Origin of the sequence: Micromonospora sp. DT81.3 (assembly GCF_049847225.1) — a bacterium.
GTDB lineage: Bacteria > Actinomycetota > Actinomycetes > Actinomycetales > Microbacteriaceae > Microbacterium.
This window is the reverse complement of record NZ_JBNCNY010000009.1, coordinates 120,512-133,942: the sequence shown is the minus strand read 5'-3', so window position 1 is coordinate 133,942 and position 13,431 is coordinate 120,512. Positions and strand designations below refer to the sequence as shown.

At 66.1% G+C, this 13,431-nt stretch carries 12 protein-coding genes; 4 read left to right on the top strand and 8 right to left on the bottom strand.

The features are described 5' to 3' along the window. Positions 1 to 30 precede the first annotated feature (30 nt). The 8 genes from ACPW96_RS18480 to ACPW96_RS18445 all read right to left on the bottom strand — a co-directional run bounded on the left by ACPW96_RS18480 (position 31) and on the right by ACPW96_RS18445 (position 8,780). Complete coding sequence (locus tag ACPW96_RS18480) at positions 31 to 1,308, bottom strand: ATP-binding protein (protein ID WP_425884804.1); 1,278 nt, start codon at positions 1,306 to 1,308, stop codon at positions 31 to 33. 10 nt (positions 1,309 to 1,318) lie between these two features. Beyond that, positions 1,319 to 2,401, bottom strand: a complete 1,083-nt coding sequence (locus tag ACPW96_RS18475; RefSeq protein ID WP_425884803.1) for a transaldolase family protein — start codon at positions 2,399 to 2,401, stop codon at positions 1,319 to 1,321. A gap of 17 nt (positions 2,402 to 2,418) precedes the next feature. Continuing rightward, positions 2,419 to 2,832 (bottom strand): tautomerase family protein, encoded by a 414-nt coding sequence (locus ACPW96_RS18470; protein WP_425884801.1) that lies wholly within the window; start codon positions 2,830 to 2,832, stop codon positions 2,419 to 2,421. Between the two features lie 244 nt (positions 2,833 to 3,076). After that, on the bottom strand, positions 3,077 to 4,081 hold the full coding sequence (locus tag ACPW96_RS18465; protein ID WP_425884799.1) for an ABC transporter permease: 1,005 nt from the start codon (positions 4,079 to 4,081) through the stop codon (positions 3,077 to 3,079). 53 nt (positions 4,082 to 4,134) lie between these two features. Further along, positions 4,135 to 5,697 (bottom strand): sugar ABC transporter ATP-binding protein, encoded by a 1,563-nt coding sequence (locus tag ACPW96_RS18460; RefSeq protein WP_425884798.1) that lies wholly within the window; start codon positions 5,695 to 5,697, stop codon positions 4,135 to 4,137. Beyond that, positions 5,694 to 6,602: a sugar ABC transporter substrate-binding protein gene (locus ACPW96_RS18455; RefSeq protein ID WP_425884875.1), complete on the bottom strand. Its 909-nt coding sequence runs from the start codon at positions 6,600 to 6,602 to the stop codon at positions 5,694 to 5,696. Before ACPW96_RS18455 ends, ACPW96_RS18460 begins: the two co-directional genes overlap by 4 nt. Positions 6,603 to 6,831: 229 nt before the next feature. Next, positions 6,832 to 7,878 carry a zinc-dependent alcohol dehydrogenase gene (locus ACPW96_RS18450; protein WP_425884796.1) on the bottom strand — a complete coding sequence of 349 codons (1,047 nt, stop codon included), beginning with the start codon at positions 7,876 to 7,878 and terminating at the stop codon, positions 6,832 to 6,834. Continuing rightward, positions 7,848 to 8,780, bottom strand: a complete 933-nt coding sequence (locus ACPW96_RS18445; RefSeq protein WP_425884794.1) for an aldo/keto reductase — start codon at positions 8,778 to 8,780, stop codon at positions 7,848 to 7,850. The genes ACPW96_RS18450 and ACPW96_RS18445 overlap by 31 nt, the downstream gene beginning before the upstream one ends. A gap of 416 nt (positions 8,781 to 9,196) precedes the next feature. Between ACPW96_RS18445 and ACPW96_RS18440 the strand changes: the two genes are divergently transcribed. The 4 genes from ACPW96_RS18440 to ACPW96_RS18425 are packed head-to-tail and all read left to right on the top strand — an operon-like array spanning position 9,197 to position 13,405. Further along, positions 9,197 to 10,387: a Gfo/Idh/MocA family protein gene (locus tag ACPW96_RS18440; protein WP_425884792.1), complete on the top strand. Its 1,191-nt coding sequence runs from the start codon at positions 9,197 to 9,199 to the stop codon at positions 10,385 to 10,387. A 12-nt stretch (positions 10,388 to 10,399) separates the two neighbouring features. After that, positions 10,400 to 11,413: a sugar phosphate isomerase/epimerase family protein gene (locus ACPW96_RS18435; RefSeq protein ID WP_425884790.1), complete on the top strand. Its 1,014-nt coding sequence runs from the start codon at positions 10,400 to 10,402 to the stop codon at positions 11,411 to 11,413. Next, entirely contained in the window at positions 11,410 to 12,189 is a 780-nt protein-coding gene (locus ACPW96_RS18430) for an SDR family NAD(P)-dependent oxidoreductase (protein WP_425884788.1), read from the top strand. Before ACPW96_RS18435 ends, ACPW96_RS18430 begins: the two co-directional genes overlap by 4 nt. A 31-nt stretch (positions 12,190 to 12,220) precedes the next feature. Next, a complete protein-coding gene (locus ACPW96_RS18425) occupies positions 12,221 to 13,405 on the top strand; it encodes a Gfo/Idh/MocA family protein (RefSeq protein WP_425884787.1) in 1,185 nt (394 codons plus the stop codon). Positions 13,406 to 13,431 lie beyond the last annotated feature (26 nt).

Here is a 13,431-nt window from a genome sequence, read left to right as displayed (position 1 = left end):
TCACCTCTTCGCCCGCAGGTGCGCGACGGTCTAGAGCCGGCCGACTGTTTCGATGTCCTCGAGGAAGTCCGCGGCGACATCGGCCGACACCGTCGCCCGTGTCGCGGAGATCGCCGCGACATAGTCTGCGAGGAACGGCCCCTCGGGCTCTTCGGCTCCCGAGCCGACGGCGTTCTCGAGGGCCGCCTGGGATGCCTTTCGCGCGGCGTATTCGATGTCGGCCGGCGAGAATCCGTGCGTCATCTCGACGAGCGTCGGCACATCGATGTCGACCGCCGCCTCGGGGATGTACCGCTGCCAGATCGCGCTTCTGGCCTGCTGATCGGGCAGCCCGATCGGGATGACGTAGTCGAACCGTCCATGACGGAGAAAGGCCGCGTCGAGCGCCCGGATGAAGTTCGTCGCGCAGATGAGCAGCCGCCCGGGCTGTTCGCGGAAAGCCGGGATGATCTTGAGCAGCTCATTCGTCACGCCCTGCGTCGGGGACGGCGGCTCACCCTGACGGTGCGAGGCGATCTCCTCCACCTCGTCGATGAAGACGACGGCGTGCTGCAGTTCGGAGATCGTCGTGAACGTCTCACGCAGCGCCCCGGCCAGGCCTCCCGGGTGGGATGCGAGGCGCGAGGGGAACACTTCGACGAACGACCACTCGAGGCGAGACGCGATCGCCTTCGCGAACGTCGTCTTCCCTGTACCGGGCGGCCCGAAAAGCACGATCGCGCGGGGCGGCACGACTCCGAATCGGTCGGCGAGCTCCGACTGCGCCAGGGGCATCACCACCCGCCGCTCGAGCAGGTCCTTCTCCGCGGTCATGCCGCCGACGGCATCCCACAGTCCGCGCGGAAGCACGCGCCCGCCCAGTTCCGCGAGGCGCTTCAGCTCCTCGCGCTGCACGGGGATGTGCCGCTCGAAGTAGTGCAGGTCCTGCTTCAGGACGAATCCCTGGTGCAGAAACGCTCCGACCCTCGTCTCGGCGGCCGGCATCAGCGCCGACATCTTCGATATCCCGTGCGCCGCCATGCGCGCTTCGAGCGCCCCCAGCAGCGACGATCCGATGCCGGTGCCGCGGACGTGGGACGCCGTGGCGAGGAAGACGACCCATCCCTGCGCGTGGGCGGCGCGGCCGATGGCCGCGCCGACAACCTCGTCGCCGATCACCGCCACCACGGCGTGGTCCTTGGCGCACGAGGCTAGGACATCTGCGAGGCCGTAGACAGGCTCGGCGTTGGCCGCCAGCACCTGCTCCCAGAGCCGCAGTATCCCGTCGACGTCGTCGGCGTGGTAGTCGCGGATGCGCCAACCGGTCATGGAGTCTCCGTCACGCGGCGGGGACCAGGATGTCGCGCACGAGGGCGTCCAGCTGCGCGTCGGCGTCGAGGAACTGGCGCAGCGTGTTTCGCGCCGCTCCGAAGTCCTCGAACTCGGCCGGCGTCATTCCATTCACCTCGTAAGCCCGGCGGAATTCGGAGAGTTTCTCAAGCTCGGCGAGAATCTGTGCGGGGACGGGAACGTCGATGCGGTTCGCGACGGGGATGCTGTTCTCGTTGATGCGCGCCTGCCAGTCGAAGGGGGGCGAGACCACGAGGTCGCCGCCGACGAGTTCGGACCACTGCAGGTGGTTGCGGAAGGCGGCCGACAGGATGCGGCTGTGGTACCCGCGCTCCGTGAAGACGTGGTGGGCACGCTTGAGTGCTGCGACACCGGCCCAGTCGAGCACGCCGGGATTCGTGAGGATGCGCTCCGCTCCCGTCCACTTCTTGAGCCAGTCGTCCAAGCGGCCACCCATGATCGTGACGACGTGACCGAATTCCTGCTCGGGGAGTCCATCTGCGGCGCGACGGTCCAAAGCGCGCTCGAGCGCCTCGCCGACGGCCACGGCCTGAGGCACTGTGAAGCTGAGGGTGGCGTTGATGCTGACGCCCCGGTACGCCGCCTCCTCCATCGCGGCGATGCCGGTCGCAGTCGCGGGGATCTTCACGATGATGTTCTCGGCGAGCTGCGAGAACTCGACGGCCTGCGCGACGAGCGCGTCCATGTCGCGGTGCAGGCGGGGGTCGGTCTGTATTGAAAGGCGGCCGTTACGACCACCACTCGCTTCGAACGCCGGTTCCAGCAGCTGAGCCGCTGCGATCGAGAGTTCCTTCACGGCCTGCCAGCCGAGCTGCGACTCGCCCCAGGTCGGATGCTCGGCGGCGAGTTCACGCAGGCGAGGGCCCCAGACATCCGGGCTCTTCTTGATCGCAGCGAACGCGATGACCGGGTTGCACGTCGCCCCGACGGCTCCGAACTCGATCGAGCGGCGCAGCTCCGAGGGGTCTGCAGAGTCGTTCCAGAGAGCGGTGGGCGTGCTACTCGCCGCGCGGGCGAGCGGGGCGAGGTCGGTTTGGAGAAGTGTCGACACGGTGGAATCCTTCTGGGTCAAGCCTGGACGGCGGCGGGAGAGGCGGGAACGGCCAGTTCCCCGGTAATGTACTGAGCGCGTCCGAATCCGAACGACCAATCCTGCGGGCCGTTCTCGACGTAGCCGATGAAGACGTCCTCGCCGGCGACCCCGACCGTCTCGAGCCGCTCCGCGATGGTGGCGTACAGCCGCTGCTTGGTCTCGTCACTGCGACCACGCTGCGTGAAGATCTGGATGACGACGGGGTCGCTGCGATCGAACCCGAGCCCGGCATCCTCGGCGACGATCGTCGTCGCCGGACGTGACGTGATCACTTGGAATCGATCGCGGATGGGAATGCCGTACGTATCGACGATGGCGTCGTGGATCGCGCCGGCGATCTCCGTCGAGTTGGTGCGGGCGTCGCTGTGATCGATGCGGACGAGCGGCATATGAGCCTCCTTGCAGAGTTGACGTTTGTCCTATCATACTAACATGCGGCTTCCTAAGCAACCTGGGCTAGGAGGAGGCGTCTCACCGTCGTCACGCGCTGCAGCGGGCGATGCTTGCGCACCCTGACAGTGCGAGGCGATCCGTGCGATTCGCCGATGAACACAACTACGGGCAACGGCATCTCTGCCTCGTTGGGGCCTCCGGACTTGGCCACCGCTGTTCGCGGTAGCCGGACGTTGCCTGCTAGGCGTCCCGACTCCGCTTCGCTCGGCCTCCGGGCAGTAAGCCGCCGAATGCACCGCGCACTTGGGTGCTGCCAATGAGAAGCGCTCCGAGGATGATTGCGCCGTAGGTGGCATCGATCCAGAACGACGGGACAGCCGATAGCACGAGGATGTTCTGGATCGTCCCCAGGAGCAGGACGCCGGTCGCCGCCCCGATGATGGTTCCCTTCCCGCCGTCCAGGCTGATGCCGCCGATGACGGCTGCCGCGAAGACGGTGAAGATGATGTTGTTGCCCTGGCTGGCCGTCACCGCCGCGATGCGTGCGGACAGCATCATCCCGGCAAACGCCGCCATGACGCCGCTGAATACGAAGAGCCCGATAGTGAGGCGAAGAGTGTTGATTCCGGCGGCCCGGGCCGCCTCCTTGTTCCCGCCCATTGCGTAAATTCGTCGTCCCGTTGGCGCATACCGCATGAAGACCGCGCCCACCGTGACGACGAGAACGAGGATGACCACGTCGATGGGGATACCGGCTATGTTCGCGAAGCCGAGCGCGGCCACCGGTGGTGGCAGATCGGTGAAGGTCTGTCCGCCCGAGATGCCGAGCGTGAAGCCCTGCAGAAGGATGAGCATGGCGAGGGTCACGATGAACGCGTTCATTCCCAGTCGACCGACCAGCAAGCCATTCACGAATCCGACCACGGCTCCTAGCAGCAGAGCGACAAGGATAGCCATCCAAGGGTTCGTAACGAGGCCGACGCCTCCGTCTGTCGTGTAGAGCCAGACCATGAACATGGGAGCCAGACCGATCACCGACTGGGCGGACAGGTCGAAGTAGCCGCCGATCAGCACGATGCTCTGGGCGACCACCGCGACGCCCAGCACCGCCGACACGCTGAGGATGTTGGAGATGATGTTGTTCGGCGTAGCGAAATTCGGAACGAAGATCGCGCCGTAGATGAAGACGATCAGGATGACCGGGATTAGAGCCAGGTCGCGCAATATGCTTCTGGCTCGGCTCACGGGCCGGGCTCCGGGAGCCGTTGGCACGGCCTTGGTCAGGGCGGAACGGGACATCATCGTGACTCCATTGGCTGTTCGTCGGACGGATTAGAACCGGGCGTGAGGTCGCCTTGCACGGCGGCCGCAAGCTGATGCTCGGTCCACGGAGAGGTCAGCTCGCCTATGAGGCGGCCTCGGTAAAGAATCAGCACCCGGCTGCAGGGCTGGAACTCGGACTCGTCGGTGGAGACGATCAAGCAGGCTGTGCGGTCTGTGGCGACGCGGTGCGCAATCGACTCCGCGATCGAGGCTTTCGCCGAGACGTCGACACCCGCGGTCGGGTTGGAGAGCACGAGAACGTCGGGCTTCGAAGCGAAGGCGCGGGCAAGCGCCACCTTTTGCTGATTCCCTCCCGAAAGCTCTTTCGTAGTCTGGGTGAAGGACGCCTGCTTGATCTCCCATGCATCGGACAAGGTTGCATACGCAGAACGCCGTGCCGAAGGACGTATGAATCCCGCTCGGTTCTTCAACCGGTGAAGGATGCTGAGTGTCGCGTTCTCTTCATTCGCCATCTCAGGGACGAACCCACTCTCGTGCCGGTCCTCCGGGAGGAAGCCGATGCCCTCGCGTATCGCTTGCATGACATTGCCTGCGGGAACCGAGCGGCCATGCACCGTGACCGTTCCGGAACGAGGTTGTAGACCTGCGATTGCTCGGGCGACGTCGAAGATCCCCGAGCCTTCCAGCCCGACCAATCCCACGCACTCGCCAGGCCGGATCTGGACGGCGAAGTCCTCGACGGCGCCTTCGACGCCGAGTTCGGTGACGGCTAACAGGGGCGCATCCCCGGGGTCGGCGCCGGCAAGCACCGGAATGTCATCCTCGCGCTCCGCTAAGACCTCGCCGACCATCGCGTCGACCAGATCTACCACCTTGAGGCCCGCAAGGGAGTCTGTCATCACGACCCTTCCGTCTCGAACGATCGTCACGGTGTTACAGACTTCGAACACCTCTTCGAGGTAGTGAGAAACGTAGATGATCGTGAAACCCTGGCGGGTCAACTCACTCATCCGCTCGAACAGCGTGCGCGTGGCGTCGCCGTCCAGGCCAGCCGTCGGCTCATCCAGCAACAGGATGCGTGCGCCGGTGCCCAGCGCACGGCAGATCTCCACAATCTTGCGCTGCAGCAGGTCGAGGTCTTCAACGAGTACGTCGACGATCTCGGCGGCCCCCCACTCGTCGAGGAGCGACCGGGCTCGCTCTCGGGCCGCCTTCCAATCCACTAGTCCGAGGCGGTTCTTCGGGTAAGCGTCCAGAACCACGTTCTCGGCGGCGGTGAGGTACGGGACGAGGGTGCTCTTCTGGTAGACGCAAGCCACACGCTGCTCCGGGCGCAGCTGATCCAGTTCTGCCGACGGGAACTGGAGCGTCCCCTCCTCGGGGGTCAACAGGCCCGTCACGACGGCGATGAGAGTGGACTTGCCAGCGCCGTTTCGGCCGAGCAGCGCGCGGACCTCACCCTCGTTGACTTCCATCGTCACCGAGTCAAGGGCGAGCGTGGTGCCGAAGCGCTTGGTGATCCCCTCCAGCCGCAATGCCAGCCGCGTCGTCTCCGGCCGCTCCTCGACGGAGGTCATCCCGCGTTCCCCCAGAGGGTGTCCTCGTCCACGTTTTCTCCCGTAACGAGTGGGGCGGGCAGCAGGTCGGCGAATCCGGTCTCGACCTCGACGATCTCGCTGTCGTGATCGGTGGGGCCAGCGGTGAACTTCTCCCCCGCCGCAGCCGCAATGGCGTACTTGATGGCCCATTCCCCGTAGAGATTGGCGGGCTGTGAGACGGTGGCGTCCTGGTAGCCGTCACGGATCAACTCGAGCGCTTCGGGGGCGCCATCGATGCCGACGAGGGCGACGTGATCGTCTTCGCCCGCGGCGACCCAGCGGTTGAGGGAGGTGAGGACCTTCTGTACACCCGGGATGAAGAAGTCACTGGCCATGAAGATGCCGTCGATCTCCTGGGTGCTCAGCACGGTCTGGACCGCGTCCGTTGCCTTGTCCATCATCCAATCGGTTGGCTTCTGTACGACGGTGATGTCCGGAAAGTTGTCCGCCATGCACTCTGAGAAGCCGGTCGACCGGTCACGACCGTTGGTGGAGCTGAGTTCGCCCTGCAGCTCCAGGACCGCGCCCTCACCCTCGAGCAAGCGACCCATTTCCTCACACCCCGTCGCGCCCATGGCGACGTTGTCGGCGCGGACGACCATCGCGACTTCACCGCCCCCTGGCGCCTGGTCGATCGTGATGACGGGGATACCCTGCTGGTTGGCCTTCGTGATGGACGGCACGATCGCCTTCGCATCCACGGGGGCGACGATGATGGCATCCGGCGACTGGGTGAGAGTCGTCTGGACATCCGTGGTCTGCTTGGCCGGATCGGAATCGGCATTGGTCGGCGACATCACAGTAGCCCCGACTTCCGAGGCGGTCTGCTCGGCGTAGTCGATCATCGCAAGTTGGAACGGATCAGTCAGCTTCGCCACCGCCATTCCCACCTTGACGTCGCCTTCGGAACCGGAACCGGAGCTGCCTCCGGTTGACGCACACCCGGCAAAAGCCAGAGTCAGGATCGCCAGGCCGGCGAGCGCCGATGCGCGGGGCAGGGGCTGGGTGTTACGAACTGGACGCACGTTGTCCTCTTCTCGGTCATGGAGCTACTGCGCTCCTGTGATCCACTATTTTGAACGGCTTATGTACGTATGTCAAGACATTCAGTCATCAGCTTCCATGGCGATCACTGATCAGGTACTTCACCGCGCCTGCAGACGTACGCATCTGCGCAAAGGCCTCGCCGGCCTCCTGCACTGTGACTACCCCGGTGATCAACCTCGAAACGTCTGCGCGTCCGCTCGCGAGCAGATCCACGGCTTCCTCGAACTCGTCCACGTAGATGAAACTGCCCCGGATCGTCACTTCCTTGAACAAGAGGTCCGCTGCGTTGAAACTCGGCGGCCTCCGCGAGAAGCCAGTGATGGTCAGCGTGCCGTGCGGACGGACGACACCCACGGCTTGGCCGACCAATTCGGCAACCCCGGAGCATTCGAACGCGAATCGTGGTGCGAGCGCGGCATCGGCGAAAACCTCTTCGACCGGCGTCTGCGCCGGATCGATGACCGCTGTCGCACCCTGCAGGAGTGCGATCTCCCGACGCACCGGAGTCGGCTCGACAACCGTGATGCGCGCCGCACCCGCCGCGCGGAGGATCGTCGTGACGAGCAGCCCTATGGGACCGCCACCGAATACCACCGCGTCTTGACCGACGGAGAATCCGGAAGTGCGTACCGTTCGCAACGCAACCGCCAGAGGCTCCACGAGGGCGCCGGATGCGAGATCGACCGAATCCGGCAATCGATGCAGCGTCTGCGCTCGCACCGCAGCCAACGGCGCAAGTCCGCCGTTACGAGCAAGCCCTACCGCCGTCTCCTGCAATCTGGCGCACATATTCCACTCGCCTCGGACGCAGGATCGACAACGACCGCACCGGTCGCCGTTCGGATTCACGACGACGCGGTCTCCCGACACGAATCCTGTGACGCCACTCCCCGGTTCGAGCACCGTGGCTGAGAACTCGTGGCCCATCGTCGCACCCGGGTGGAAGTCGGGCTGACCGGCATGGAGATCGCTTCCGCAGATCCCGCAGTATTCCACCTGCAGAAGGACCTCATCGGCTTCCGGTACCGGCTCGGGGCGGTCTTCGATTCGCTCGCCATCGGGGGTGAAGACAACAGCGCGCATCAGTTGTTCTCCTCGAGGCCCATCTTCCACTGGCGTCGCCCGACGGGGGGCCGCAGGGCCAGGACGGAGGCGAGCAACTCTTCGTCGATAGGAGTGCTCGCTGCACGGATCGCGGACTGCAGGTTGCGGGACTTACCCGCACCCACGACGGTGGTCGCGGTACCTGTTCGCTGGATCGCGTACTGGTTGGCGAGGAAGGCGATGTCCGCACCTCGATCGTTCGCGTACGACACCATACGACGGGCCGCGTCCTGCACCTCGGGCGGAGCGGGGTGGTCGATGTTGATCGTCGAACCGCGCGGCGTCAGCAACCCCAGTGCAACCGCCGCAGCGTTCATGAGCCCGACGCCGCGGTCATCCGCGATCGGAACCAGGTCGGTGGTCAGGGAATCATCGAGAAGCGTCCCCTTTGCGTAGGTGAGAACTACATCCACATCGGTCTCGCGCATCACACGTGCGAACGTCTTGATCGGGTACCCCGTCATGCCTACGAAGCGCGCCTTGCCGGCATCCTTTAGCCGCTCAAGCTCGGCGAAGCCGTCATCGAGCACGGGCCCAAGCGGGACGAACTCGACGTCATGAAGCTGGAGGACGTCGATGTAGTCCGTGCCCAGAAGACGCAGGCTCCGGTCCAGACTCTCGCGGATTCTCCGGGGGCTGAAATCGAAGTCGTCGAACCCATACCGGCCAGCCTTCGTCGCGAGTACCACCTGCTGCCTACGCCCTCCGGCGAGTGCCTTACCCAGGCGGTGCTCGGCGCTGCCATAGTACGGCGACGTGTCGATCAGGGTGATCCCGCTGTCAATCGCCTCGTGGACAAGCCCGATCGCGTCGGCCTCGTCGAGGGGTCCGAACATCTCGCCCAGCGACCCGGTTCCGAGCGAGACCGCCGAGACCGTTAGTCCGGTGCGTCCGAGGGGGCGATACTCCATCGTTGACTCCTTTGTGCAAAATCGTCCCTGAGACGTAGACGAATAATGACAGGACATTACTACTTGCGTAGGAACTCCGCACGCCTAGCGCTTGCCAACCAACCACGACGTCCAAGCTTTGCATCGCACCGACGGCCGAGAACGAAGCGAAAACCTTGCACCGCGACAAAGTGCTGCCCCTGGCCGAACTCGGCCTGACCAGGCCTTCATGGCGCCTCCGATGAAGCGCGCCGCCGCTCATCACATACGCAGCTCGGCGCAGTCGGGCTTGACACGCGCTGATTCCCGGATCAAGGAAGGAGAGGGGGGCATTTGACAGGACATTCGAACAACTATAAAGTCGCCTCGAGCGCTCCACATGGAGTCTTTCACCGCACCGGGGCCGTGAGGACCGGATCGTCTCATCTGGAGGACTGTTGGCCAACTCAAGCATCGGCGTCGCCGTCATCGGCGCCGGCATGGCGGGCAAGGCGCACGCCGCGGCGTACCGCAACGCGCCCGCCCTGTACGAAACCATCCTCCCCCCCGTGCGCCTCGTCTCCATCGCCGACGCGTACGAGCCGGCCGGTGAAGCAGCGGCCAAGCGGTTCGGCTACTCGCGCCACGACACGTCGTGGCAGGCGATCGCCGGAGCGGACGACATCGACGTCGTGAGCGTCGTCGTTGCCAACCACCTGCACCGCGAGATCGTCGAGGGGCTGCTCACCGCAGGCAAGCACGTGCTCTGCGAGAAGCCGCTGTCCGACACGCTCGAGGATGCCCGTGCGATGGCGGACGCCGCCAACCGATCATCGACGATCGCACGGATCGGACTCACCTTCCGCCGCTCACCCGGCATCGCCTACATCCGCCAGCTGATCGAGTCGGGCCAGCTCGGCAAGGTGCTGCACGTGAGCATCCGCTATTGGACCGACTACGCCGCCGACCCTCAGTCCGCCATCAGCTGGCGGTTCAAGGGACCGTCCGGCTCCGGCGCCCTCGCCGATGTAGGGAGCCACGCGAGCTACCTCGCAGAGTTCCTCGCCGGCAACACGACCGAAGTGAACGGCGGCCGCTTCAGCACCGTCATATCGCAGCGTCCAAGACCGCTCGGCGCCGTCTCCGGACATGGCCATGCCGCGGTCTCCGATGATTACGACACCGTCGAGAACGATGACTATGCCACGTTCTCGATGGGGTTCGATAGCGGCGCCGCGGGGACGATCGAGGTGTCGCGCGTTGCCGCCGGCCACGCCAATGACCTGCAGATCGAGGTCTTCGCCGAGCGCGGCGCCGCGAAATTCAACCAGACACGCCCCGCTGAGATCGAACTGTTCCTCACCGAGGGCGACCAGGCGCAGCAGGGATACCGCCGCATCCCGCTCGGCCACCCGCACCCTTATGTCGCAGGCGGCATGCCGATCGATGTCGCTGGTGTCGGCTTCGGCCAGAACGAGGGCTTCCTCTTCCAGGCACGTGCGTTCCTGGAAGAGGTCGCCGGACTCGCGGACTCGATCTCGCTCCCCCGCAACGCGGGGTTCGGTGAGGGCGTTCACAACATGGAGCTGCTGGCCGCGGTGGCCGAGTCCGAGCGACTCGGTGGCACTGCCATCAAGATCGAGAACTGAGGAGAACAGCAAATGCGACTTGGACTGTACAACGCGATCCTGCACGACCGCTCCCTGCCTGAGGCCCTCCAGGTCATCGGCGATCTGGGCCTGACCGGGATCGAGCTCAACACCGGCGGCTTCCTCCCCGCGGTGCACGTGCCCACCTTCGACGACATCCTCGTCAGCGACGCCGCCCGCGACGACTTCCTGGGTGTGTTCGAGGGCACCGGCGTCGAGATCGCCGGGCTGAACTGCAACGGCAACCCGCTGCATCCGACCACCGCGATCGGCACAAAGCACGCCGAAGACATCAGGCGCGCCATCCGCTTGGCGGAGCGGCTCGGACAGCACCGGGTCGTGACGATGTCAGGCCTGCCCGGCGGAGAGGCGGGCTCGACTCGAGCCAACTGGATCGTCAACGCCTGGAACTCCGCGGCACTGGACGTGCTGGATTACCAGTGGGGAATCGCGGCCGACTTCTGGCGCGAGACCGACCGGCTCGCCCGCGACCACGACGTCAAGGTCGCCCTGGAGCTGCACCCGCAGAATCTCGTCTTCAACTCTGCAGATGTGCACAAGCTGATCGAGCTGACCGGCGCGACGAACGTCGGCGTCGAGCTCGATGCGTCCCACCTCTTCTGGCAGCAGATGGACGCGGTCGCCGTCGTCCGGCACCTCGGGCCGCTCGTGTTCCACGCCGCGGCAAAGGATGTGCGCATCAACCCCGAGTGGGCGGCGCTCAACGGCGTGCTCGACAACAGCTTCCGCCGCCTGTCGCCCGATGAGCCGCGCACCAACCTCGGCGGAGACGAGTGGGCGAACGAGTGGCCGAAGAACTCCGCGTGGGACTTCGTCGCTCTCGGCAAGGGTCACGACGTCGCGTACTGGACGGAATTCCTGCGCGCCCTGCACGAGGTCGATCCCGAGATGATGGTCAACATCGAGCACGAGGATGTCGAGCTCGGCCGGATCGAGGGCATCGCCGTGGCTGCCAAGGTTTTGAAGGCGGCGGACGCTGCGCTGCAGGCATCGCTCGTCTCGTGATCGCCTGGGCGCGCTACCCGTACCAGGGCACCGTAGTCCTGGTGACCGGCGCCGGCACCGGCATCGGACGCGGGATCGCGCGCGCATTCCTCGAGCAGGGCGCCTCGGTGGCGCTCGTTGGACGCACGGAGGCGTCGCTGCGCGAGGCTTCGAAGGAATTCGATGGCGAACGCGTGCTGCTCGTACCCGCCGATCTGACCGATGGACCGTCGTCCGAGCGGATCATGGCGGCCGTGACAGAACGGTTCGGACGCCTCGATGTCGTCGTCGCTTCCGCCGGCACGAGCGAACCGAGCCCCATCGACACGTTCGACGATGAGGCATGGGCACGGCTGCGCTTCATCAATCTCGACGCCGTGATCTCCCTCGCCCGTGCGAGCACCCCGGCGCTCCGACGCAGCCGCGGCAACCTCGTCGTCATCTCATCGGTCGCCGGGATCCGGGGCGAGTGGGGCATGTTCGCCTATGGGGCGACCAAGGCGGCGGTCAACGTGCTGGTGCAGGGGCTCGCGCTGGACCTGGGCGGCGACGGCGTCCGGGTGAATGCGATCGCGCCGGCGTTCACCGAATCCCGGCTGACCCAAAAGCGCCTCGACGACCCCATCTTCCTCGCGCGCCTGCTCGACCGGGTCGCGCTCGGCCGGGTGGCCACGCCCGATGACATCGCCCGAGCGGTGCTCTTCGTCGCGAGTCCCGATGCCGGCTACATCACGGGCGCGATCATCCCGGTCGACGGGGGCACGTCCGCCTCGAACGGCGCGCCGCGACCGCTCTGATCGCCAAGGCGACCACCCGAAGGAAACGCACATGGCGCAGGGCACGCCGCTCAACATCGGTCTCATCTCCGTCGGTTGGATGGGGCGCCTGCACTCGCGCGCTTATCTGGCCGCCGCCCACCACTATCCCGACCTCGCGGTGCGACCGGTGCTGCGCGCTGCCGCCGACCCGGACCAGGGCGGGCGGCGCCATGCGATCGACATCCTCGGCTATGAGCGCGCCGTCTCGGATTATCGCGAGCTGCTCGCCGATCCCGATATCGACGCCGTGTCGATCTGCTCCCCCAACTTCCTGCACCGCGAAGTGGCTCTCGCCGCCGCGGAGGCGGGCAAGCCGTTCTGGATAGAGAAGCCCATGGGCCGCAGCGCGGCCGAGTCGCGCGACATCGCCGAGGCGGCATCTGCGGCGAAGGTGGTGACGTCGGTCGGGTTCAACTACCGGCACGTGCCGGCGATCGCCGAAGCGCGTCGTCTCGTCCGCGAGGGGGCGCTCGGAACGATCACCAACGTGCGGGTGAGCTTCCTCGCCGACTACTCGGCCGACCCCGCGGGCGCCCTCACCTGGCGATTTCTCGAGGAGCGGGCGGGCTCCGGCGTGATGGGCGATCTGCTCTCGCACGGGATCGACCTCGCACAGTACGTCGTCGGCCGAGTGCAGAGCGTCACCGCCGCGAGCGAGATCTTCATCTCCGATCGACCCCTGCCCGCCGCCGGCGCCGCCAGCCACTTCAGCAGCGGCAGCGCCGACGGACCCGTGGGCGCCGTCGAGAACGAGGACTACGCCGCCGTGATCGGGCGATTCGATTCGGGGGCCATCGGGGTCTTCGAGTCGAGCCGCATCGCGGTCGGCCCGCGCGCCGAGTATGTCCTCGAGGCATACGGCACCACCGGATCGCTGCGCTGGGATTTCCAGCGTCTGAACGAGCTGCGCCTGGCCGATGACCGGTCGGGCTACCGGACGATCATGGCGCAGCCCGGTTTCGGCGAGTTCGCGCAGTTCCAGCCCGGTCCGGGCACGAGCATGGGTTTCGATGACCTCAAGACCATTGAGGCATCACTCTTCCTGCGCTCGATCGCCGAGGGGCGCCAGCTCGCACCGTCGGCGGCGGACGGCTGGGCCACGGCCGAGGTCGCCGACGCGGCGCTGCAGAGCGCGCGCACCGGATCGTGGGTCGACGTGGCTGTCGTTTGCGGCAGAACGACGTACGACGCCTGAGGCCGGGGGAACGCAGAACCGCCCGC